The sequence below is a fragment of the Psychromarinibacter sediminicola genome, assembly GCF_029168335.1.
Taxonomy (GTDB): domain Bacteria; phylum Pseudomonadota; class Alphaproteobacteria; order Rhodobacterales; family Rhodobacteraceae; genus Psychromarinibacter; species Psychromarinibacter sediminicola.
The window spans coordinates 1-22,688 of sequence record NZ_JARGYC010000071.1; the positions used below are offsets into that span (position 1 = coordinate 1).

The window sequence follows — 22,688 nt, forward strand, 5'->3', positions numbered from 1 at the left end:
TCCTCCAGGTTCAGCGTCATCGCCGACAGCTCGGCATCGGCATCCGCCAGCCGCTCGCGCAGCGCCTCCGCCGCCGCCGCTTCGGCCAGCCGCGCCTCCTCTTCGGCCGACAGCTCGCTTTCCAGCCCGTCGAGCCGCTCACGCAGCCGGTCCGCCGCAGCCGCCTCGGCCAGCCGCGCCGCCTCCTCGTCGCTCAGGTCGGTCTCCAGCTCCGACACCCGCGCGCGCAGTTCCTCGACCGCCGCCGCCTCCGCCAGCCGCGCCGCCTCGGCCTCGTCCAGTTCGGTCTGCGCCGCCTCCAGCTCGCGCCGCAGCTCCTCCAGCGCCGCCTGCTGGGCCAGCCGCTCCGCGTCGGTCTTGCTCAACTCGTCGACCATGTCCTGCATCGACCGGCGCAGCTCCTCCGCCGCGGCCAGCTGCGCCAGCCGCTCGCGCTCGGTCTCGTTCAGCGTCGTCTCCAGCTGCGACAGCCGGGTACGCAGCGTCTCCGCCGCCGCCTCCTCGGCCAGCCGCGCGGCCTCTTCCTCGGACAGCGCGGTCTCCAGCTCCGCCACCCGGGATCTCAGCGCCTCGGCCGCCGCCGCCTGTGCCAGCCGGGCCTGTTCCTCTTCGGACAGGCTGGTCTCGACCTCCGCCAGCCGCTGCTGCAGCGCCGCGACCGTCGCCGCGTCGGCCACCCGCGCCGTCTCTTCCTCGGACAGCGCGATCTCCATCTCGTCGAGCCGCGCCTGAAGCGCCGCCGCGGCCGCCTGCTCGGCCGTCAACTCGGCATTCACCGCCTGCAATTCCTCGCGCAGCGTCTGCGCCGCCTCCAGCGCCTCGATCCGGGTCTCCTTCTCCTCCAGGAATTCCGCCTGAAGCGCCAGCAGCCGCGCCGTCAGATCCTCCCGCTCGCCGGCCGCCTCCGCCTCGGCCGCCTCGGCCTCGCTCCGCGCCGCCCGGGCCTGCGACAGATCCGTCCGCGCCTGCGACAGCTCCGCCTGGAGCACCGCCAGACGCTCGTTCAGATCCGCCGTCTCCGCCGTGCTCTCCGCGTCCATCGCGGCCAGCTCCGCCTGCAGCCGCTCGATCCGCGCCGCCAGATCCTCCGCCTCGCTCTCCCGCTCGGCCAGCGCCGCGTCGCGCTCCGACAGCGCCGACTCCAGCCGGGCGATCCGCGCGGCCAATGTCTCGTTCTGCTCCGCCGCCGCCGCCACCGCCTCTTCCTCGGCGGCCAGCCGGTCGCGCAGCTCGGCCAGCAGCGCCAGCGTGTCCTGCTGCTCGTCTTCCGCCTCGGTCAGGCTCTCGCGCAGCGACAGGATCTGCTCTTCCAGGCTCGCCGCCTCGTCCCGCGCCGAGGCCAGCGTCGCCCGCTCCTGGTTCAGCGCCGACTGCAACAACGCCAGCCGGTCGTTCAGGTCGGCATTCTCGTCCTCGACGCCTTCCAGCTGGGCCAGCGCGTTGGCCAGCGACTCGTCGCGCTCGGACACCCGGCGCCGCAGGTCCTCGACCAGCGCGTCCAGCGCCTCGCGCCGCGCCGCCGCCAGCCGCGCCGCCTCGGCCTGTTCGTCGATCTCCTCGCGCGCCTGCGCCAGCGCCAGCTGCAACGCCTCGCGCTCGTCGATCAGCTCCGCCTGCGCGTCCTCCAGATCGGCCAGGTCGGCGGCCAGCGCCGCGCCCTCGGCCCGCGCCGCGTCGCGCTCGGCCAGAAGCGAGGCGACCTGGTCCTCGAAACTGGCAATGCGGGCCGCCCGCGCTGCCAGTTCCTCCTGCTGCCCGGCGGTTTCCTCTTCCAGCGCCGCGATGGTTTCGGCGCGGGCGGCGAGCTCTTCCTGCTGGCCGGCCGTCTCCGTCTCCAGCGCCGAGATCGTCGCCGCCCGCGCGGCCAGCTCCTCCTCCTGCTGCGCCGTCTCGGCCTGCAGCGCCGCGATCAGCGAGGCCTGGCGGTCGCTTTCCGCGCGCGCCGCGGCCAGGCTGGAATCGAGCGAACTGACCTCCTCCTCCAGCGCGGCATTCTCCTCCTGCGCCAGCCCCAGCGCGCGGGCGAGCGTGTTGACCTCCTCGGACAGCTCGTCCAGCTCGCTCTCCTGCCCGGTGATCGTCTCCTGCAGGACGAACTGCACGATCATGAAGATCGTCAGCACGAACATCAGCACCAGCAGCAGGCCGGTCATCGCGTCGACGAAGCCGGGCCAGATATTGCCCGACACGCGGTTGACCGATCTGCGGGTCAGTGCCATCGCCTCAGCCCCGCTGCTCCGCCGCCTCGGCCTCGGCGGTCAGATCGCGCACCGCCTGGGTCAGCACGGCCAGGTCCTGGCGCAGGTTCACCGTGCTCTCCTGCCGGCCGGCGGACATCTCTTCGAGGATGCGCAGAAGCTGCACGTCGATCGAGCGCAGCCGCATCCGGCTTTCGGCATCCACGTGGCTGCCGCCCTGCGCCGCCTGGTTCTCCAGCACCTCGATCAGCCGCTGCTGGCTGTCGGCGATCTGCGACAAAACCGCCGTGCTGGCATCCTCGCGGTCGAGCCGCGTCACCATCCGGTCGATCGACTCCGACAGCGAGCCAAGACGCTCGTCCACCATCGCCCGGCTGACGTCGGACTGCACGAACATCTCGCGCATGCCCTCCATCTGCCGGTCCATGTGCTCCAGCACCGCGACCACCGCGTCCTGCTCGGTCGTCGCCCCGTCGTCGCCCGAGGAAAAGCCCAGCCGCGTGATCGTGGACAGCCATTCCTCCAGCTCGCGGTAGAACCGGTTCTGCCCGTGGCTCGCGAACAGCTCCAGAAGCCCCACCACCAGCGACCCCGCCAGGCCCAGCAGCGACGAGGCAAAGGCCACGCCCATCCCGCCCAGCTGCGCCTCCAGCCCCGTCATCAGGCGGTTGAACACCTCGATCCCGCTCTCGCCGCCCTGCGGCGCCAGCGAGCGGATGGTGTCCACCACCGCCGGAACGGTCGTGGCCAAGCCGTAGAACGTACCCAGAAGACCCAGGAAAATCAACAGGTTGGTGATATAGCGCGTGATGTCGCGCAATTCGTCGATGCGGGTGGCGACCGAGTCCAGGATCGACCGCGACGAGGCCGCGCTGATCTGCATCCGCCGGTCGCGGCCCTTCAGCAGCGCGGCCAGCGGCGCCAGGATGCGCGGCGCGTGGCTGCGCCGGACCTCCGGGTCGCCGCCGGCGAAGCCCACGATCCAGTTCACCGCGCGCACCAGCGTGATCGCCTGCCAGAAACAGGCGAGGATGCCGAAGACGAAGACCGCCAGGATGAAGCCGTTCAGCCACGGGTTGGCCAGGAAGACGGGCGCCACGCGGGGATAGGCGATATAGGCCCCGAATCCGACGAGCCCGAGAACCACGATCATCAGAACGATCTGGCGCACGGGCTGTGAGAAATACGGTTCGGCCTCGCGATCCGCTTGATCCATATGGGCCTTTCGGGGCTTTAGCTATGACGGCCGGAGAATAGGTGCGTTTGCTGCAAGTGCCAACACCCGCCGGTTCACATCCCCGAATCGCTCAGCGACCGTACCCTTTGCGCCAGCCAGCGCAGGTCGGCATCCTCGATGCCCAGCTCGTCCAGGTGGGCCTGGGTGTTGTAGAGATACTCGGTATTCGGCCCGCGCCCGCCGGTGGCGCCGGCGATGACCTGCGCCTGCCGCTCCAGTTCCAGCGCGCCGGTATACTGCACGTGGTCGGTGTCGACGACATAGACCACCGCCTCGACCTCGCGGCCGTCGGCCAACTTCAGCGGCAGGAATTTCTCGACATAGGCCGACGAGATCAGCTCGCGCTCGCGCAGGTAGTCCAGCACCTGCAGCTTCAGCGCCGGGCGCACCGAGAAGCCCAGCCCGTGGCATTCCTCGTCCTCGTGCGGGTCCAGCGCCAGCACCAGCCCCGGTTTCTCCGGCGTGCCGCGGTGGTGGATCGACCACATGCAGAAGGTGCGCGCATAGCCCGGCAGCGTGGCCAGCACCCGTTCCTCGTAGTCGAAGCCCGGGTTCCACATCAGCGAGCCGTAGCCGAACACCCAGAGCGGCGAATTTTCCATATCCCTGGCCCCTTTCCCGATCGCGCCCTATAAACACCGGTCTGACACGAGGGTCAAAGGGGCCAGCCGATGCGCCTGCTGATTGGAGCACTCCTTGTCGCCGCCGCCGCCTGGTCGGGCTGGTGGTGGATCGGCTCGGGCCGCGAGGTCGCCGCCATCCGCGACTGGATCGGCCGGACCGACGGCGCGCGGGCCGACGCGGTCTCGATCGCGGGGTTTCCCAACCGCTTCGACACGCGCATCGCCGCGCCCGAGCTCCGCATCGGTAACGTCACCTGGTCGGCACCGGTCCTGGAACTCATGCGGCTCAGCTACCGGCCCGGCCACTACATCGTCGCCGTGGCGGACAGCCAGACCCTGGCGACGCCCGCGCAGACCGTCGACATGGAGACCGAGCGCGCCCGCGCCAGCGTCGTCTACACCGACGGCGCGCCGGACCGCCTGTCCGTCGTCATCGACGCGCTGCGCCTGTCCTCCAGCGCCGGCTGGTCGGCCCGCGCCGAAACCCTGCTCATCGCGGCGCGCGGCAGCGGGGCGGAGGGCACCGAACTCGGCCTCGACGTCACTGCGCTGCGCGGCCCCGACGGCCCGGCGATCGCGCTCCATGCCGAGGGGGTGCTGACGCCCGACGCAAGCGGCCGCCCCGCGGGCACGCTGCGGCTGCATTCCACCGACTGGCCCGCGACGCTCGACCTTTTGTCCCGCACCGGGCTGATCCCGCCCCGGACCGCCGACGCGCTGGCCCCGCTGGCGCAGCCGGACGACCCGCTAACCCTGACACTCACCGGCGGCCGCATCACCGTCGCGGACGAGGACATGGGCCCCCTCCCCCTCTTCGCGCTGCCCCGATGACGTCTTCTCGTTGCAAATACGCAAACCCCGGCCCGGCCGCCCGCGCACCGCTCGCCCATGGCCGCGACCGCCAACAGGCCCCGTAGCCGCACGGCACCACGTCCACGCCGCCCCACCGGCTTCTTCTCGTTGCAAATACGCAAACCCCGGCACAACCGCCCGCGCACCGCTCGCCCATGGCCGCGACCGCCAACAGGCCCCGTAGCCGCGCCACACCACGTCCACGCCGCCCCACCGGCTTCTTCTCGTTCCAAATACGCAAACCCCGGCCCGACCGTCCGCGCACCGCTCGAACAAGAGCGCTACCGGCAATAGGGCCCGTAGCCGTGCGACGCCACGTCCAGGTGGAAGTGATCCTGGTGATGCCGGTCCGCATGCGGCCCCAGCACCGTACCGAAGGTTCCGCAGGCCTTGGCGTGCATCGCCTTCAGCATCGGCCCCTGCACCCGGTGGCGCCAGCCGTTCAGCACGGTGATCAGGCCGCCGTCCTTCAGCACGAAGCCCGAGATGTCGATCGCCTTGCCGCGCCCGTGCTCGGAGATCTTCGCGCCGGGGATGTTGTTGCGCGTCCGGCAGGAATAGCTCGCCGCCACCCGCAGCGCCGCCAGCCCGCCGCCGGTGCGGCCGACCACCGGCTTGACCACGCCGGAGACCCAGCGGCGCAGCGCGCCGGCGGTTTCGCAGCTGATCGTCGCGGGCGTCGTCAGCGCAACCCCGTCCACCGCCGTCACCCGCACGGGGTTCTCCAATCCGCAGCCCCGCAGCCGGGCGGCGATCGGCGGCAGCGTCTGCCCCCGGATTGCCGGGTCGCCGCAGACCGAGCCTTCGCGCGGGTATTTCGACGGCTTGTCCGGCGCCCGGAAGATCGCCGCCAGCAGCCCGCGCGGCCGGGCCTTCGGCTTCGGCGGCGCCGGCGAGACCACGCCGGACGAGGCCGCCACCAGCCGCTCCGGCCCGTCCTGCGCCGGCGGCGTCGTCCGTGTCCGCACCACCACCCGCGGCCGCGGCACCGGCAGCGGCGAGCGCGCCAGCCCCGCGGCCTCCGCCGCGGGCGCATCCGCCACGTCCTCCTCGGCGATCACGGCGACCTCCGGCCGCGGCAGCGGCATGGGCGACATCACCAGCCCCCGGCTGACCGCGACCCCCGTTTCGGTTTCGGCTTCGGGCTCGGCCTCCGCAGCCGCCGCCTCGGCGATCAGCTCGGCCTGCTCCGGGTCGGCGTCGCCCTCGGCGATCACCGGGGTCTCGGGGGTCTCGGGGGTCTCTGTGGCCTCCGGCGGATTGTCGCTCACCTCCGCCGCCAGGTCCTCCGGCCGCGGTGCGGGGCGCGCGTCGGGCACCGGCGCGACCGCCTCCGCCGATCCGTCCGGCCGCACCTCGGGCAGCATCGACATCTCGGGCGCCGACGCCCAGGCGGCGCCGCCCGACAGCCCGAGCAGCACAGCCAACAGCTTGAATCGCAAGATCATTTCTGTTTCGTCCCCCGACCGAAGTCCGGCGCCTCGGTGTCCTGGCCGGCCTCGATGATGCCCCGTCGTATCGCGCGGGTGTGGGTAAAGTAATCGAACAGCTGGTCGCCGTCACCCGTGCGAATCGCCCGCTGCAGCGCGAACAGCTCCTCGGTGAAGCGGCCCAGGATTTCCAGCGTCGCCTCCTTGTTCGTCAGGAACACGTCGCGCCACATCGTCGGGTCCGACGCCGCGATCCGCGTGAAGTCGCGGAAGCCGGCGGCCGAGAACTTGATGACCTCCTGGTCCGAGACGCGCCGCAGGTCGTCGGCCACGCCCACCATCGTGTAGGCGATCAGGTGCGGAATGTGGCTGACCACCGCGCAAACCAGATCGTGATGCTCCACGTCCATCCGCTCGGTATGCGCACCCAGGGCTTGCCAGAACCTTTCCAGCCGGGCGATTTCCGTCTCGTCCGCGCCCTCGGGCGGCACGATCAGGCACCAGCGGTTCTGAAACAGCTCGGCGAAGCCGGCATGCGGGCCGGAATGCTCGGTCCCCGCCATCGGGTGGGTCGGCACGAAATGCACGCCCTCCGGCAGGTGCGGCCCGACGCCCTCCAGCACGGCCCGTTTCACCGACCCCACGTCGGTCACCACGGCGCCCCGCTTCAGATGCGGCGCGATCTCCTGCGCCACGCGGCCCATCGCGCCCACCGGCACCGCCAGCACCACGAGGTCCGCGCCCTCGACCGCCTCGGCCGCCGTCTCCGTCACCCGGTCGCACAGGCCCAGCTCCACCGCCACGTCCCGCGTCTCCGCCGAGCGCGCCGTGCCGACGATCTCGCGCGCCAGCCCGTCGCGGCGCATCGCCAACCCCATGGAGCCGGCGATCAGCCCCAGCCCGATCAGCGCGACGCGGTCGTAGATCACGCTCATCCGCGCGCCTCCCTGAACTGTCCGATGGCATGCGCGACCCGGCGGCAGGCGGATTCGTCGCCCACCGTGATCCGCAGGCAGTGCGGCAGGCCGTAGCCGCCGACGCGCCGCACGATGATCCCGGCCTCCTTCAGCCAGGCGTCGCAGGCCTCGGCCTCCTTCGCATCGGCAAAGCGCGCCAGCACGAAATTCGCGCTCGACGGGTCCGAGGGCACGCCGCGGGCCGCCAGCGCCTCGGCCAGCCAGGCCCGCATCCGCGCGTTCTCGGCCAGGCATTTCGCAACGAACGCCCGGTCGCGCACCGCCGCCTCCGCCGCCGCCAGCGCCGGGCCCGACAGGTTGAACGGCCCGCGGATCCGGGTCAGCACATCGACGATCGCCCGCGGCCCGTAGCCCCAGCCCACGCGCATCCCGCCCAGCCCGTAGAGCTTGGAGAAGGTGCGCAGCATCACCACGTTCTCGCGCCCCTCGGCCAGCGCCGCGCCGCCGTCATAACCGTCCGCGAACTCGGCATAGGCCCCGTCCAGCACCAGGATCGCGCCCTCCGGCACCCCGTCGGCCAGCCGCGCCAGCGCGTCGCCGCCGATCATCGTGCCCGTCGGATTCGCCGGGTTGGCGATGAACACCAGCTTCGTGCGCGCGGTGCAGGCCGCCAGCAGCGCGTCGACGTCGACCGCCCGCTCCCGCTCCGGCGCGACGACCGGCGTCGCGCCCGCCGCCAGCGCCGAGATCCGGTACATGGAAAAGCCGTGCTCGGTGTAGACCACCTCGTCCCCCGGCCCGGCATAGCCCTGGCACAGGAAATGGATGATCTCGTCCGAGCCCACGCCGCAGACGATCCGGTCGGGGTCCAGCCCGTGGACCTCGCCGATCGCCGCGCGCAGCGCGCCGTGATCGGTCGAGGGATAGCGATGCAGCTCGTGCGCCGACCGGCGCAGCGCCTCCACCGCCTTCGGGCTGGGGCCGAATGGGTTCTCGTTCGAGGACAGCTTCAGCGCGTCCTCCCGCCCGGCGATGCTGGACTGGCCGCTGACATACAGCTCGATGTCCAGAATCCCGGGTTGCGGTGTGATGCCGGTCATGGCGCGGGCTCTCCTTGGTCCGCGCCCTCATATCCGCCGCGCCCCGCCAACGCCACCCGCGAACGTCACCGGTCAGTCGCCGTCGGAGTATCGAAGTCATTTCGAGACCCGGTGAGACACCCGCGCCCGGCCCCTGGCTTCTTCTCGTTCCAAATACGCACATCCCGCCGCCGCCGCCCGCAAGGCCGCCGGATCGGCGCGCGGAGGTTCCGGCCGCCACTCGCGCCCGGGGCAGATGTTTCGCGCGCGAAACATTTTGCGTTTCATAACAAAGTGTTAACCCACCGCTCGCGCGACGGGGCATCGCCCGGTCCCGGCGCGGCGGCTCCGCGTCGCGGGGCGGCCCATGTCGCCGGGGGCACGAACGAAAAAGGGCCGCGCCCACAGGCGCGGCCCCTTCGATCCGGATCGGCGCAGACGATCAGTTCTGCGCGTAGAATTCGATGACGAGGTGCGGTTCCATCTGCACGGCATAGGGCACGTCGCCCAGCGCCGGGGTCCGCACGAAGGTGGCGGTCATCTTGGAATGGTCGGCCTCGATATAGTCCGGCACGTCGCGCTCGGGCAGCTGCACCGATTCCAGCACGATGGCCAGCTGCTTGGACTTCTCGCGGACCTCGATGACGTCGCCTTCCTTGACGCGGTAGCTGGGGATGTTCACCCGCTTGCCGTTCACCAGGATATGGCCGTGGTTCACGAACTGCCGCGCGGCAAAGACGGTCGGCACGAACTTGGCGCGGTAGACGACGGCGTCGAGCCGGCGCTCCAGAAGGCCGATCAGAAGCTCGCCGGTGTCGCCGCGGACCCGCTCGGCCTCGGCGTAGATGCGGCGGAACTGCTTTTCGGTCAGGTCGCCGTAATGGCCCTTCAGCTTCTGCTTGGCGCGCAGCTGCAGGCCGAAGTCGGACATCTTGCCCTTGCGGCGCTGGCCGTGCTGGCCGGGGCCGTATTCGCGGCGGTTGACCGGGGATTTCGGACGACCCCAGATGTTTTCGCCCATCCGGCGGTCGAGCTTGTACTTGGCAGAGGTGCGTTTGCTCACCGTCTGATCTCCTTCTTGCGTGTCGAAGGGCGTTGTCCTCTCCCTTGCGGGCGACAGGCATCCCCTTGCGGGGGCCACCAACACCAATGATGATCCCGGCCGTCTCCGGTCCGGGAAGCCGCGCTTATACCCGCCCCGGCCGGGGTGTCAATGCCCCCGGCGGGCAGCGTATTGCAGGATCGCCGCCTCGGACGGGTCCAGCATCCGCCGCGCGAACCCGCCATAGAGGCACGGGTTCCGGTCGATCCCCGGCACCCGCTCGGCCAGCTCGGCGACCTGCCCCGGATCCATCGCGTCGAGCGCCATCGACGCCGGGTGGAAGCTTTCGGTCTCCAGCCCGTTGGCGAAGACGACCGAATGCCGGTCCAGCAGCAGATGCACGTAGGTCACCTCGCGCAGCCGCCGGTCGACATGGATCGAGGCGTCGTTCAGCAGGTCGCGCGCCGCGACCAGCACCTCCGCCTCGCCGTAGAGCGTCTGCGCCATCGGCCCTTTCACCAGCATCCGGTGCTGCGGCGAGACCAGCAGGTCGTCGTCCGGCACCTCCATGCCGACGGCGCCGGCGCGGATGCGGATCGGCCGCAGTTCCGGCATGGTGTAGAGCCGCGCGCCGCTCATCCGGCGCCGGCCGATCCAGCGGATCGCCTGCGGTCCGTCGTCCTTGGTCAGAACCCGGTCGCCCTCGGCCAGATCGCGCACCGGAACCGCGCCGTGCTCGGTCGCGATGCGCGTGTCGGGGGTGAAGCAGATCACCTGCGGCGTCAGGTCGCCGGTGCGGTGCGGGTGCGACGTGCCGCTCGTCACATGCGTGATCCACAGCTCCTGGCCCTTCGGCGGCAGGCTGTCGAGGAACATGCACAGGGGCGGCTTGCCCGCCCGCTCCACGAGCGTCGCGGTGTAGCGGTGCAGCCCGTCGGTCACCGAGAACCCGCTGTCCAGCACCGGATCGTCCGGCTCGGGCAGCGCCTGCCCGGTCTCCGGCTCGCCCATCAGGCGGCGCGCCGCCTTGGAGGCATGTCTGCGAAGGTTCGTCACCTCTTCGGCGTCGCCCAGCACCAGAACGTCGCCCGGTCCGTCGATCCGCGCGGGGTCTCCGCGCCATTGCCAGCTGGCGCCGACCGCCAGCAGTTGCACCGGAGCGCCCGTCAGACCGTCCAGCTCGGTCTGCGCCCAAGAGAGGACGAACGTGCCACGAAAGCCCGTCGTCATTGCCTGTCTGCCTGCCATTCGTTCTTTTTGTGACAGGCAGCCTGCCAGAGGCCCGTTGCATTGTTAAGATGCTGTAAACAGTCGGGTTCAGAAAGCGATGTCGAGTCGCACAGATCCCACAATCTGCCCCGATCCCTGCGCCTCGAACGCGGGGCCGAGCCAGGTCGCGCCGTAGAACACGGCCGCCCGCTCGCCCTGCCAGTGCGCCGAGCACCCCGGCGCCCCCGTCTCGCCCCCGATCGTCACGCGATAGCGGTGCCGCGACCGCCGGGCCACAGCGTCAGAGCGCCGGGCCGGGGCGGATCCGGGTGCCGTCGGTGAAGCGCGACAGGCGGAACCGCGCCACCTCGTGCCCTGCCGCGTTGCCGGCGATCATGTCGGCCAGCACCCGGCCCACGCCCGGCCCGATGCCGAAGCCGTGCCCGCTGAGCCCGGTGCCGATCCACAGGCCCGGCACGGCCTCGGCCGGCCCCAGCACCGGCACCACGTCGGGCATCATGTCGATCATCCCCGCCCAGAGCGCGCGCAGCCGGATCTCGCCGAACTCCGGAAACAGCGCGGCGAAGCGGGCGGTGAACTTGCGGGCCAGCGCCCGGCTCGGCGCCGGGTTCAGCACGCGGATGCGCTCGAAGGGCGAGACCTCGTCCGCGGCCCAGCGGCGCGGAGTGCCCCAGGCATCGGGATAGCCCTTCGGCGCGGCGACATGATAGCGGGTCTTGAACGGATGCTCGCCCAGCACGGGCAGATACCGGATCAGGTTGCGGAAGGCGTCCGGCCCGATGAACAGGTCGTGGTAGCCGCCCGCGGCCAGGGTATAGCCGCCGTCCTGCCGCCGCCGGAACGCGACGCCGTCCTCGGCGGCGCCGCCCTCGTGGACCTGTGGCAGCCGCTCCGTCGCCGCCGCGGTGGCGCGCACGCTGAGCTGCGGGAGCGCCACGCCATGCGCCCTGAGGAACAGCGACGACCAGGCGCCGCCGGTCACCAGAACCTGGTCCGCCCGCACCGTGCCCTGCTCGGTCACAACGCCGGCCACGCGCCCCGCGCTGATCTCCAGCGCCCGCGCCGCGCAGGTCTCGACGACGGTCACGCCCTCGCGCGCCGCCAGCCGTGCCAGCGCCGGGACGGCCAGCCACGGCTCGGCGCGCATGTCCGAGGGCGTGCGCAGCGCCCCGTGATAGCCCTTGGCCATCTCGGGGATCATCCGGCGCACCTCCTCGGGCGACATCAGGTGCGAGTCGACGTCGTTGGCCCGCGCATGGGGCAGCCACGCCTCGAAATCGGCCATGTCCTTGGCGCTTTCGGCGAGGTAGGTGACGCCGCCCTCGACCAGCCCAAAATCCTCGCCCGACTGCTGCGCCAGCTCCTGCCACAGCCGCCGCGCCTCGACCATGATCGGCAGCTCGTCGGGGTCGCGCCCCTGTTGCCGGATCCAGCCCCAGTTGCGCGACGACTGCTCGCCCGCGAGGCGGCCCTTCTCGACCAGCACGACCCGCAAGCCCTGCCGCGCCAGGAACAGCGCGCTGCACACGCCCGCCACGCCGGCGCCGACGACCACCACGTCGGCGGCCTCCGGCAGCGGGCCGGGGTGTTCGACGGGGCTGGTCTCGCCGATCGGGAAGGGGATCATGGGCGTGGTCCTGTGTTTTGCCCGAACCTAGACCACGAACCCGCGGCGGGCGAAAGGTCGTCCGTGCCGCGTCAGGCCGCCTGCCTGTACCAGTTCACGACGCCCCCGGCGCGCACGATCTCGGCCTCCCGGGCGCCGAGCGCGGGCTGCAGGGTCAGGCGATGGCCCGAGCCGGTCTCGGCCGTGACCGGCGTCCGCGCGGCGAGCGCGTCGTGCAGGCCGGTCAGCCGCAGGGTATCGCCCTGCTCGGGCGGTGCGGCGTCGCTGTCGTAGGTCAAAGGCAGCACGCCGAAATTCACCAGGTTCTGCCGGTGGATGCGCGCGAAGGAGCGGGCCAGGACGGCGCGCAGGCCCAGATAGCGCGGGGCGATGGCCGCATGCTCGCGGCTGGAGCCCTGGCCGTAATTCTCGCCGGCGACGATGACGTGGCCGCCGTCGTCGCGGACCTCCTCCGCGCGCGCCGGATAGCTGTCGTCGACGACGCGAAAGGCGAAACGGGAGATTTCCGGGATGTTGCTGCGATAGGGCAGGATCTCGGCGCCGGCGGGCAGGATCTCGTCGGTGGAGATGTCGTCGCCCAGCGCCAGCAGCACCGCCGGCTCCAGCCGGTCGGGCAGCTCGTCGAATTTCGGAATGGCGGCGATATGCGGCGCCTTGGCGATCTCGATCTCCCGGGCGTCCTGAGCGTCGGGCGGCGCGTGGAACTGGTCGCGCTGGGCGGTCGGCGTCGGGCGCGGCGCGATGGCGGGGCAGTCGCGGTCCAGATCGCGCGGATCGGTGATGCGACCGGTCAGGGCCGAGGCGGCGGCGGTCTCGGGGCTGCAGAGGAACACGCTGTCGTCGGGCGTGCCCGAGCGGTCGGGGAAGTTGCGCGGGACGGTCCGCAGGCTGTTGCGGCCCACGGCCGGGGCCTGGCCCATGCCGATGCAGCCGTTGCAGCCCGCCTGGTGCAGCCGCGCCCCCGCGCCCAGCAGCGCGGCGAGCTGGCCGCCGGCGGACAGGTCGCGCAGGTCGTCCCGCGAGGTCGGGTTGATGTCGAGCGACACGCCGGGCGCGACGGTCCTGTCGCGAAGGATCTCGGCGACGACGGCGAAATCGCGGAACCCCGGATTGGCCGACGAGCCGACATAGGACTGCGCGATGGGCTCGCCCGCCACCTCGCGCACCGGCACCACGTTGCCCGGGCTGGAGGGGGTGGCGATCAGCGGCTCCAGCGTGGACAGGTCGATCTCCTCTTCCACGTCGTAGGTGGCGTCGGCATCGGCCCCGATCTCGGCCCAGTCGTCGCCGCGGCCGCGGGCGGCCAGGAATTCGCGCACGGTTTCGTCGGAGGGAAAGACCGTGGTTGTGGCGCCCAGCTCGGTGCCCATGTTGGCGATGACGTGGCGGTCCATCGCGGTCAGGCCGTCGAGGCCGGGGCCGTGATACTCGATGACCCGGCCCAGCCCGCCGCGCACGCCGTGCCGGCGTAGCATCTCCAGCACCACGTCCTTGGCGCTGACCCAGTCGGGCAGCGCGCCGGTCAGCCGCACGCCCCAGACCTCGGGCATCTTCAGGCGCACCGGCTCGCCCAGCATGGCCAGCGCCACGTCGATACCGCCCGCGCCCATCGCCAGCATGCCCAGGGCGCCGGAGGCCGGCGTGTGGCTGTCGGAGCCCAGAAGCGTCGCGCCGGGGCGGCCGAAATGGGTCATGTGCAGCGGGTGGCTGACGCCGTTGCCGGGCGGGCTGAACCACAGGCCATAGCGCTGGCAGGCGGTGCGCAGGAAGCGGTGGTCGCCGGCGTTGCGCTCGTCGGCCTGCAACAGGTTGTGGTCGACATATTGCACCGACACCTCGGTCGCGACGCGCTCGGGGTCGAACGCTTCCAGCGCCAGCATGACGAGCGTGCCGGTCGCGTCCTGGGTCAGGGTCTGGTCGATGGTCAGCGCGATCTGCTCGCCCGGGGCGGGCAGGTCCTCCGGCTCGGCCAGATGCGCGGCGATCAGTTTCTGCGTCACGTTCGGCATGGTCGCGGCCCCCCTTTGCTCCACGTACTATCCCAACGATCCCGGCGCGGCGGTGTTCCGGCGGAACGCAAGCGCCCCGCGCGGCGTTAGGCCAGTAAGGAGCAAGGAGCACATGGGCGACTTCAGAAAGCGGCGGGTCACCCGGCCGATCCATCGCTGGGCGCGAAAGGCGCTGCCGGGCCTGTCCGAGACCGAGGCCGCGGCGATCGACGCCGGCGAGGTGTGGTGGGAGGCCGAGCTGTTCACCGGCACCCCCGACTGGGACAAGCTGGGCGCCGTGGCGAAGCCCGCGCTGACCGAGGCGGAGCAGGCCTTCATCGACGGGCCGTGCCGCGAGCTGTGCGCGATGCTGGACGCCTGGGAGATCAACCGGTCGCTCGCCGGCCTGCCGCCCGAGGTCTGGGCGTTCTTGCGCAAGCACCGCTTTTTCGGCATGATCATCCCCGAGGCGCATGGCGGGCTGGGCTTTTCGGCCTATGCGCATTCCGAGGTGGTGCGGCTGATCTCCACCCGCTCCATCGTGGCCGCGGTGACGGTGATGGTGCCCAATTCGCTCGGCCCGGGCGAGCTGCTGTTGCAGTTCGGGACCGAGGCGCAGCAGGACCACTGGCTGCCGCGGCTGGCCGACGGGCGGGAACTGCCGGCCTTCGGCCTGACCAGCGAGGAGGCCGGGTCGGACGCCGCCGCGATGGTGGACGAGGGGGTCGTCTGCAAAGGCACGTGGCAGGGCGAGGAGGTCACCGGCATCCGGCTGAATTTCTCCAAGCGCTATATCAGCCTGGCGCCGGTCTGCACCGTGCTGGGGCTGGCGTTCCGGCTGCGCGATCCCGACGGATTGCTGGGGAGTACGAAGGACCACGGCATCACCTGCGCGCTGGTCCCCGCCGACCTGCCGGGGGTGGAACGCGGGCGGCGGCATATCCCGTCGGACACGATGTTCCAGAACGGGCCCGTCTCGGGCGAGGACGTGTTCATCCCGCTCGACAACATCATCGGCGGGCCGGAGAATGCCGGCCGCGGCTGGGAGATGCTGATGGCGGCGCTGGCCGCCGGGCGCGGCATCTCGCTGCCCTCGCTGTCGGCCGCCGCCACGGCGCTGTCGGCCCACACCACCGGCGCCTATGCCCGGATGCGCCAGCAGTTCGGCCTGCCCATCGGCAAGTTCGGCGGCGTGCAGGAGCCGATGGCCCGGCTCGCCGCAGCCGCCTACCGGCTGGACGCGGCGCGAACGCTGACCTGCGCCGGGCTGGACGAGGGGCGCAAGCTGGCGGTGATCTCGGCGATCATAAAGGCCAACGCGACTTATTCCATGCGCGACGCGCTGAACGACGCGATGGACGTGCATTCGGGCAAGGCGGTGATCGACGGGCCGCTGAACTACCTGTCGCCGCTCTACAAGGCGCTGCCCATCGGGATCACGGTGGAGGGGGCGAATATCCTCACCCGCTCGCTGATCATCTTCGGGCAGGGGGCGATCCGGGCGCATCCGCATCTGCTGGACGAGATACGGGCGCTGGAGAATGACGACGAGGCGGCGTCGCTCGACGCCTTCGACAAACACTTTTGGCGTCATGCCGGGCATGTGTTGAAGAATGCCGGCCGGGCGACTGTTCGGGCCTGGAGCGGCGCGCGGCTGGGCCCGGCGCCGGAGGCCGGCAAGGCCACGCCGATCTACCGCGCGGCGTCGCGCTGGGCGGCCGCCTTCGCGCTGACGGTCGAGGCGGCGTTCCTGTCGCTGGGCGGCGACCTGAAGCGGCGCGAGATGATCTCGGCCCGCCTGGGCGACGCGCTGTCCGAGCTGTATTTCCTGTCGGCCGTGCTGAAGCGCTGGCAGGACGACGGCCGGCCCGAGGCGGATTTCCCGCTGGTCGACTACAACGCGCGCCGCGCGTTCCACCGGATCGGGCGCAGCCTGGACGAGGTGGTCGCCAACCTGCCGGGATGGCTGATCCCCGGTGTGGTTCGCATTCTCGCCCGGCCGGGCGCCTATGGCCGCGCGCCGGACGACACGCTGACGGCGACCTGCGCCGAGCTGATCTACGACCCCTCCGAGACCCGCGACCGGATCACCGGTCGGATGTTCGAGGGCTGCGCCCGCGACGGGATCCGGCTGCTGAACGACACCTACGCGCTGGTCACCGAGGTCGAGCCGCTGCGCAAGAAACTGCGCGAGGCGGAGAAGACGCCGGACGAGGGCGTCGAGGCCGGCCTGATCACCGAGGCCGACCGCGCGCGGCTGGCCGAAGCCGACGCCGCCGTCGCAGAGGTCGTGCGGGTCGACGATTTCTCGCCCGAGGAGCTGACCGCCTATTACCGCCACGCCAACACCGCACCCGACGCCGCAAGGGAGGCTGCCGAATGACACGACCCGTCTACCTCGTCGACGGCGCGCGCACGCCGTTCATCAAGGCCCGCGGCAAGCCCGGGCCGTTCACTCCGGTGGATCTGGCCGTGCAGGCCGGGCGGCCCTTGCTGGCGCGGCAGCCGTTCGGGCCGGAGGATATCGACCTCGTCATCCTGGGCTGCGTCAACGTGATCGCCGACGAGATGAATCCCGCCCGCGTCGCCGCGCTGCGGCTGGGGATGGGCGACGATCAGGTCGCCTTCACCGTGCAGATCAATTGCGGCTCGGGGATGCAGTCGATCGACACCGCCTTCCGCTATATCCAGGACGGGCATCAGGAGATGGTGCTGGCCGGCGGCGCGGAGGCGCTGAGCCACTCGCCGCTGGTCCTGCGCGAGGAGGCCGCCGCCTGGATGGGCGAGATGGCGCAGGCCGGCGGGCTGGCGGAGCGGGCGAAGCTGCTGACGAAGATCCGGCCCGAATACCTGAAGCCCATCGTCGGGCTGGAACGCGGCCTGACCGACCCGATCAGCACGCTGAACATGGGCCAGACGGCCGAGGTGCTGGCCTATCGCTTCGGCATCGGCCGCGAGGCCGCCGACGCCTATGCGCTGGAAAGCCACAAGCGGCTCGACCGCGCGCGGCAGGAGGGCTGGCTGGACACCGAGGTGGAGCCGGCCTTCTCGCGCGACGGCGACGCCTATGACCGCGACGACGGGGTGCGGCCCGACAGCGACATGGAAACGCTGGCGGGGATCAAGCCGGCCTTCGAGCGGCCGCACGGCAAGGTGACGCCGGGCAACGCCTCGCAGATCACCGACGGCGCGTCCTGGGTGCTGCTGGCCTCCGAGGAGGCCGTGGAGAGACACGGGCTGACGCCCCTGGCGAAGATCACCGACAGCGAATGGTCGGCGCTGGACCCCGCCGTGATGGGCCTTGGCCCGGTGCTGTGCGTCACCGCGATGATGCAGCGGCTGGGGATGTCGCGCGACGAGATCGGGCTGTGGGAGATCAACGAAGCCTTCGCGGCGCAGGTGCTGGCCTGCCTCGAAGCCTGGCAGGACGAGGGGTTCTGCCGCGAGGTGCTGGGGCTCGACGGCGCCTTCGGCGAGGTGCCGCAGGACCGGCTGAACGTCGACGGCGGGGCCATCGCCGTGGGCCATCCGGTGGGCACCAGCGGCAACCGGATCGTGCTGCACCTGGCCAATGCGATGAAGCGCCGCGAGGCCGCGCGCGGGATCGCCACCGAATGCATCGGCGGCGGCCAGGGCGGCGCGATGATGCTGGAGGCGGTCTGATGGGGGACGTGCTGGACTATCTGGGAGAGACGCGGCTGGAGCTGGGCCCCGCGCAGGCGGCCGAGCGCAAGGGCAACTGGCGCATGGCGCGCGACGCGGACGGCATCGCCTGGCTGGTGCTGGACGTGCCGGAGACGGGCACCAACACCGTGTCCGAGGCGGTGCTGCGCGAACTGGACGACAGGCTCGCGGAGCTGGAGGCGGACAGGCCCAAAGCGCTGGTCATCCGCTCGGCCAAGCCCGGCGGCTTCTCGGCGGGCGCCGATATCGGGTCGCTGTCGGACATGGATCCCGGCGCGGCGGAAGACCTCCTGCGCCGGGGTCACGCGGTGCTGGACCGGCTGGAGGCGCTGGAGTGTCCGACCGTCGCCGTGGTGCACGGCGCCGCGCTGGGCGCGGGGTTCGAACTGGCGCTCGCCTGCGACCGGCGCCTCGCGCTGGACGGCGCCTCCTTCGGGTTCCCCGAGGTGCGGCTGGGCCTGCATCCCGGCCTCGGCGGCACGTTCCGGCTGACCGGCTTGATCGCGCCGGATGCGGCGATGACGCTGATGCTGACCGGCAAGACGGCACATACCAAGAAAGCGAAGAAACTGGGCATCGCCGACGAGGTGACCGAGGAACGGCATGTGCGCGCGGCCGTGCAGGCGATGGCCAAGAGCGAGGCGTCGCGCGACCGCGGGCTTCGCGGCATCGCGTTCGAGATCGGCACCGCCCGCAGCCTCGCCGCCCGGCGGATGCGGTCGCAGACCGAGGACAAGGCGCCGAAGGCGCATTACCCGGCGCCGCACCGCCTGATCGACATCTGGGAAGAGCATGGCGGCGACCGCAAGAAGATGCAGGAGGCCGAGATCGCCTCTTTCGCGAAGCTGCTGGAGACCGACGCGGCCCGCAACCTGATCCGCGCCTTCTTCCTGCGCCAGACGCTGAAGAAGGCCGGCGCGGGCGACAGCGGCATCGCGCGGGTCCACGTGGTGGGCGCCGGCGAGATGGGCGCCGAGATCGCCGCCTGGGCCGCCGTGCAGGGCAAGCGGGTGACGCTGGCGGACGTGTCGACCGAGGCGCTGGGCCGGGCCGTGCGCACCGCCGGGGAGGTCTGCAAGGGCGCGCATCTGAGTTCCGCCGAAACCCGCGACGCGCTGGACCGGATGATGCCGGACCCGAAGGGCTATGGCGCGGGCCGGGCCGATCTGGTGATCGAGGCGCTGCCGGAGGATGCGGAGCTGAAGCGCAAGGTCTATGCCGAACTGGCCGAGACGATGCGGGCGGATGCCATCCTGGCCAGCAACACCTCCAGCCTGTCGCTGTCGGATCTGGCGACGGGCGTGACGGGGCCGCAGCGCTTCGCCGCGCTGCATTTCTTCAACCCGGTCTCGAAGATGCAGCTGGTCGAGGTGGTGGGCCACGACGGTACGGATGGCGACACGCTCGACCGCCTCGCCGCCTTCTGCACCGAGATCGACCGGCTGCCCGCCCGTGTCGCCGACGCGCCGGGCTTCCTGGTGAACCGCGCGCTGGTGCCCTACCTGATGGAAGCGCTGGTGCTGATGGAAGAGGGCGTGCCGAAGGAGGTCATCGACCGCGCCGCGCTGCGCTTCGGCATGCCGATGGGGCCGGTGACGCTGGCCGATCAGGTGGGGCTGGATATCTGCCTGGACGTGGCCGAAAGCCTTCAGGGGCAACTGGACAAGCCGCTGCCGGAGATCCCCGCGCGCCTGCGCGAGATGGTCGAAAAGGGGAACACCGGCAAGAAGGCCGGGCAGGGCTTCTACGACTGGTCGGACGGGGCGCCCGACCCGGGCGACGGCGACGGGGACGGCCCCGAGGACCTGACCGACCGGCTGATCCTGCCGCTCTGCGACGCCTGCGTGACCTGCCTGCGCGCCGAGGTGGCCCGCAGCGCGGACGAGATCGACGGCGCGATGATCTTCGCCACCGGCTTCGCCCCGTTCCGCGGCGGGCCGTTGCACTATGCGCAGGACCGCGGCGCCGAGGCGGTGCGCGAGCGGCTGGAGGCGCTGGCGGAGACGCACGGCCCGCGGTTCCGCCCCGATGCGGGCTGGACGCGCCTGACCTGATCCATGGCCCCGCTGCGCAGCGACGACGCCGACCAGTTGGCCCGCGCCATCGTGGAGCGCGTGGGCCCCGAGATCCGGCTGGCCCTGCCCCTGGGCCTGGGCAAGCCGGTCACGCTGGTCAACGCGCTGACGCGGTTGGTGGCCGACGACCCGTCGCTGCACCTGACCATCTTCACCGCGCTCACGCTGGAGCCGCCGGAGCCGTCCGACCCGATGGCGCGCGCGCTGATGGAACCGGCGCGCGAACGGCTGTTCGGGGCCTATCCGCGGATCGACTATGCCCGCTGGCTGCATGACGGCACGCTGCCGGACAACATCGAGGTGGTCGAGTTCTTCCTGATGGCGGGCCGCTGGCTCGGCAATGCCTGGATGCAGCAGGCCTATGTCTCGGCCAACTACACCCACGCGCTGGACGTGCTGGCCGAGCGCCGCCCGAACCTGCTGGCGCAGCTCGTGGCGCCGCTGGAGGACGGGCTGAGTCTGTCCTGCAACACCGACATTTCCGCCGATCTCCTGGAGATGCGCCGCAACGGCGCGCAGGACTTCGTCGTCGCGGCCGAGCTGAACCCCGAACTGCCGCCGATGCGCGGCACCGCGCGGATGCCAACGGACGAGGCCGCCTTCCTGCTGGACCCGCCCGAGCCGTTCGAGCTGTTCTCGGCCGTCCGGATGCCCGTCAGCGATGCCGAGCACGCCATCGGCCTGCATGTCTCGCGCCTGGTGCCCGACGGCGGCACGCTGCAGATCGGCATCGGCTCGCTGGGCGACGCCGTGGCGCAGGCGCTGCTCCTGCGGTCGCGGGTCGAGATCGCCGACATCCAGGCCGCCTGTCCCTTCGCAACCGGCGAACGATTTGCCGAGGACGGGCCGTTCGAGACCGGCCTCTACGCCGTCACCGAGATGCTGGTCGAGGGCATCCTGCAGCTCTACGAGGCGGGCGTGATCCGCCGCGAGGTCGCGGGCGCGGCGATCCATGCCGGGTTCTTCGTCGAGACCCGCGACTTCTACCGCCGCCTGCGCGAGATGCCGGCCGAGCGCCGCGACCGGATCGCGATGGAGCCCGTCTCCTTCACCAATTCGCTCTACGGCGACGAGGCGGAGAAGCGCGCCGCCCGCCAGGGCGCCCGCTTCGTCAACACCGCGATGAAGGCGACGCTGCTGGGCGCGGCGGTTTCGGACGCCACCGAGGACGGGCAGGTCGTCAGCGGCGTGGGCGGGCAGTTCAACTTCGTCGAACAGGCCTTCGCGCTGAAGGACGCCCGCTCGATCATCGCGCTGCCGGCGACCCGCACGCGGCGCGGCAAGACCGAGAGCAACATCGTCTGGTCCTACGGCCATGTCACCGTGCCCCGCCACATGCGCGACATCGTGGTCACCGAGTACGGCATCGCCGATCTGCGCGGCAAGAGCGACGCCGAGGTGATCGCCGCGATGCTGGAGGTGGCGGATGCGCGGTTCCAGCCGGGCCTTCTGAAACAGGCGCAGGCGGCCGGCAAGATCGCCAAGGATTACGAGATCCCCGCCGCCGCGCGCACCAACACGCCCGCCGCCCTGCGCGGCTGGATCGCGCCGTTCCGCCCCCGCCTGCCCGCGTTTCCCTTCGGCACCGATTTCACCGACACCGAGGCCCGCCTGCTGCGCGCGCTGTCGCTGCTGAAGGAGGCCGGCGGCGCCAAGCGCGCGCTGGCGCCCTATGTGCTGGAAGGGCTGCGCCCGGCGTCGCCGGAGGAGACCGAGGCGCTGGCCCGGCTGGAGCTCGACGCGTCCGCGGGCTGGAAACAGAGGCTCCGGACCCTCGCCCTGCGCGGCGCGCTGCGCAAGACCCGGCGATGATCGACCTGACGGCCCTGTCCCTGCCGGTCAACCTCGGCGTCTTCGCCGTGGCCGCGGCGGTGATCTGGTGGGCCGGCACCACGCTGACCGAGGCGGCGGACGCGATCTCGGAGCGCACGGGCATCGGCTCGCTCTTCGCCGGCACGATCATCCTCGGCGGCATCACGTCGCTGCCCGAAGTAGCGGTGTCGGTCAGCGCCGGGCTCACCGGCGAGGCGGCGCTGGGGGTCAACAACCTCCTGGGCTCGATCGCGCTGCAGGTGGTGATCCTGGCCATCGGCGACTGGATCCTCGGCGGCCGGGCGCTGTCCTTCGTGACCGGCAAGCCCGTCGTGCTGCTGCAGGGCCTGTTCGGGGCGATCGTGCTGATCGGCGTGGCGGTGGCGGTGACGGTCGGCGACGTGGCGCTGTTGGGCGCCGGGGCCTGGACCTTCGGGCTGTTCGCGGGGGTCGCGGCGCTGTTATGGGTCGTCGTCGGCGAGGAACGCCGCGGCCATGCCGGCTGGCAACCCACCGACCTGCCCAGCCGTCGCGACGTGACCGGCGAAGCGGCCGAACCGATGCCGCTGGCCGCCGCGCTCTGGCGCACCGCGCTCTGCGCCGGGCTGATCCTCACGGCGGGCTACGCGCTGGCGCGCACCGGCGACGCGCTGGCGCAGCAGACCGGGCTGGGCACGTCCTTTCTGGGCGCGACGCTCCTGGGCTTCACCACCTCGCTGCCGGAGATCTCCGCGCTGACTGCCGCCGTTCGCCTGCGCCGCTTTGCCATGGCCTTCGGCGACATCTTCGGGACCAACATCCTAGAGCATTTCGGGGCAACCCTGAGTCGCGGGGGATTCCCTTGTGGGACTGTTTGTGATTCATCCTGTTCAGGAGGATGTTTCATGTCAGCAC

The 22,688-nt window shown here is 71.5% G+C and carries 16 protein-coding genes; 6 read left to right on the forward strand and 10 right to left on the reverse strand.

What is annotated here, in order from left to right; translation table 11 throughout:
* From P1J78_RS19885 to P1J78_RS19895, 3 genes are all read right to left on the reverse strand, one after another.
* A partial coding sequence (locus P1J78_RS19885; RefSeq protein WP_275569141.1) for a hypothetical protein occupies nt 1-2,219 on the reverse strand: 2,219 nt, incomplete at its 3' end.
* A gap of 4 nt (nt 2,220-2,223) precedes the next feature.
* A complete protein-coding gene (locus P1J78_RS19890; protein ID WP_275569142.1) occupies nt 2,224-3,414 on the reverse strand; it encodes a biopolymer transporter ExbB in 1,191 nt (396 codons plus the stop codon).
* 74 nt (nt 3,415-3,488) lie between these two features.
* Nucleotides 3,489-4,037, reverse strand: coding sequence for a gamma-glutamylcyclotransferase (locus P1J78_RS19895; protein ID WP_275569143.1), 549 nt, complete (start codon nt 4,035-4,037; stop codon nt 3,489-3,491).
* Nucleotides 4,038-4,106: 69 nt separating this feature from the next.
* Here P1J78_RS19895 and P1J78_RS19900 point away from each other — a divergent pair, with 69 nt between their 5' ends.
* On the forward strand, nt 4,107-4,889 hold the full coding sequence (locus P1J78_RS19900) for a DUF2125 domain-containing protein (RefSeq protein ID WP_275569144.1): 783 nt from the start codon (nt 4,107-4,109) through the stop codon (nt 4,887-4,889).
* Nucleotides 4,890-5,191: 302 nt separating this feature from the next.
* Here the strand turns inward: P1J78_RS19900 and P1J78_RS19905 are convergent, their stop codons facing one another.
* The 7 genes from P1J78_RS19905 to P1J78_RS19935 all read right to left on the reverse strand — a co-directional run bounded on the left by P1J78_RS19905 (nt 5,192) and on the right by P1J78_RS19935 (nt 14,244).
* On the reverse strand, nt 5,192-6,358 hold the full coding sequence (locus P1J78_RS19905; protein WP_275569145.1) for an extensin-like domain-containing protein: 1,167 nt from the start codon (nt 6,356-6,358) through the stop codon (nt 5,192-5,194).
* The gene (locus P1J78_RS19910) at nt 6,355-7,275 is read right to left on the reverse strand and encodes a prephenate/arogenate dehydrogenase family protein (protein WP_275569146.1); all 921 of its coding nucleotides are present in this window, start codon (nt 7,273-7,275) and stop codon (nt 6,355-6,357) included. The genes P1J78_RS19905 and P1J78_RS19910 overlap by 4 nt, the downstream gene beginning before the upstream one ends.
* A complete protein-coding gene (gene hisC / locus P1J78_RS19915; RefSeq protein WP_275569147.1) occupies nt 7,272-8,357 on the reverse strand; it encodes a histidinol-phosphate transaminase in 1,086 nt (361 codons plus the stop codon). The genes P1J78_RS19910 and hisC overlap by 4 nt, the downstream gene beginning before the upstream one ends.
* Nucleotides 8,358-8,778: 421 nt before the next feature.
* On the reverse strand, nt 8,779-9,399 hold the full coding sequence (gene rpsD, locus P1J78_RS19920; RefSeq protein ID WP_275569148.1) for a 30S ribosomal protein S4: 621 nt from the start codon (nt 9,397-9,399) through the stop codon (nt 8,779-8,781).
* 147 nt (nt 9,400-9,546) lie between these two features.
* A complete protein-coding gene (locus P1J78_RS19925; RefSeq protein WP_275569149.1) occupies nt 9,547-10,608 on the reverse strand; it encodes a Hint domain-containing protein in 1,062 nt (353 codons plus the stop codon).
* A 280-nt stretch (nt 10,609-10,888) separates the two neighbouring features.
* Nucleotides 10,889-12,235 carry an NAD(P)/FAD-dependent oxidoreductase gene (locus tag P1J78_RS19930; RefSeq protein ID WP_275569150.1) on the reverse strand — a complete coding sequence of 449 codons (1,347 nt, stop codon included), beginning with the start codon at nt 12,233-12,235 and terminating at the stop codon, nt 10,889-10,891.
* A 71-nt stretch (nt 12,236-12,306) separates the two neighbouring features.
* Nucleotides 12,307-14,244, reverse strand: coding sequence for an aconitate hydratase (locus tag P1J78_RS19935; protein WP_275569151.1), 1,938 nt, complete (start codon nt 14,242-14,244; stop codon nt 12,307-12,309).
* Nucleotides 14,245-14,356: 112 nt separating this feature from the next.
* Between P1J78_RS19935 and P1J78_RS19940 the strand changes: the two genes are divergently transcribed.
* From P1J78_RS19940 to P1J78_RS19960, 5 genes are all read left to right on the forward strand, one after another.
* Nucleotides 14,357-16,606 (forward strand): acyl-CoA dehydrogenase, encoded by a 2,250-nt coding sequence (locus P1J78_RS19940; RefSeq protein WP_275569152.1) that lies wholly within the window; start codon nt 14,357-14,359, stop codon nt 16,604-16,606.
* On the forward strand, nt 16,603-17,886 hold the full coding sequence (locus P1J78_RS19945; RefSeq protein WP_275569153.1) for an acetyl-CoA C-acetyltransferase: 1,284 nt from the start codon (nt 16,603-16,605) through the stop codon (nt 17,884-17,886). Before P1J78_RS19940 ends, P1J78_RS19945 begins: the two co-directional genes overlap by 4 nt.
* Nucleotides 17,886-19,961 (forward strand): 3-hydroxyacyl-CoA dehydrogenase NAD-binding domain-containing protein, encoded by a 2,076-nt coding sequence (locus P1J78_RS19950; protein ID WP_275569154.1) that lies wholly within the window; start codon nt 17,886-17,888, stop codon nt 19,959-19,961. Before P1J78_RS19945 ends, P1J78_RS19950 begins: the two co-directional genes overlap by 1 nt.
* A 3-nt stretch (nt 19,962-19,964) precedes the next feature.
* Nucleotides 19,965-21,794, forward strand: a complete 1,830-nt coding sequence (locus P1J78_RS19955) for an acetyl-CoA hydrolase/transferase C-terminal domain-containing protein (protein WP_275569155.1) — start codon at nt 19,965-19,967, stop codon at nt 21,792-21,794.
* Nucleotides 21,791-22,688: sodium:calcium antiporter (locus P1J78_RS19960; RefSeq protein WP_275569156.1), on the forward strand; the 898-nt coding region annotated here is incomplete at its 3' end. The genes P1J78_RS19955 and P1J78_RS19960, both read left to right, overlap by 4 nt.

Excerpts from the sequence above, each read along its gene's own strand:
- P1J78_RS19890 (WP_275569142.1), bottom strand. The coding sequence starts at position 3,414 with ATGGATCAAGCGGATCGCGAGGCCGAACCGTATTTCTCACAGCCCGTG.
- P1J78_RS19895 (WP_275569143.1), bottom strand. The coding sequence starts at position 4,037 with ATGGAAAATTCGCCGCTCTGGGTGTTCGGCTACGGCTCGCTGATGTGG.
- P1J78_RS19900 (WP_275569144.1), top strand. The coding sequence starts at position 4,107 with ATGCGCCTGCTGATTGGAGCACTCCTTGTCGCCGCCGCCGCCTGGTCG.
- P1J78_RS19905 (WP_275569145.1), bottom strand. The coding sequence starts at position 6,358 with ATGATCTTGCGATTCAAGCTGTTGGCTGTGCTGCTCGGGCTGTCGGGC.
- P1J78_RS19910 (WP_275569146.1), bottom strand. The coding sequence starts at position 7,275 with ATGAGCGTGATCTACGACCGCGTCGCGCTGATCGGGCTGGGGCTGATC.
- hisC (WP_275569147.1), bottom strand. The coding sequence starts at position 8,357 with ATGACCGGCATCACACCGCAACCCGGGATTCTGGACATCGAGCTGTAT.
- P1J78_RS19925 (WP_275569149.1), bottom strand. The coding sequence starts at position 10,608 with ATGACGACGGGCTTTCGTGGCACGTTCGTCCTCTCTTGGGCGCAGACC.
- P1J78_RS19930 (WP_275569150.1), bottom strand. The coding sequence starts at position 12,235 with ATGATCCCCTTCCCGATCGGCGAGACCAGCCCCGTCGAACACCCCGGC.
- P1J78_RS19935 (WP_275569151.1), bottom strand. The coding sequence starts at position 14,244 with ATGCCGAACGTGACGCAGAAACTGATCGCCGCGCATCTGGCCGAGCCG.
- P1J78_RS19940 (WP_275569152.1), top strand. The coding sequence starts at position 14,357 with ATGGGCGACTTCAGAAAGCGGCGGGTCACCCGGCCGATCCATCGCTGG.
- P1J78_RS19945 (WP_275569153.1), top strand. The coding sequence starts at position 16,603 with ATGACACGACCCGTCTACCTCGTCGACGGCGCGCGCACGCCGTTCATC.
- P1J78_RS19950 (WP_275569154.1), top strand. The coding sequence starts at position 17,886 with ATGGGGGACGTGCTGGACTATCTGGGAGAGACGCGGCTGGAGCTGGGC.
- P1J78_RS19955 (WP_275569155.1), top strand. The coding sequence starts at position 19,965 with ATGGCCCCGCTGCGCAGCGACGACGCCGACCAGTTGGCCCGCGCCATC.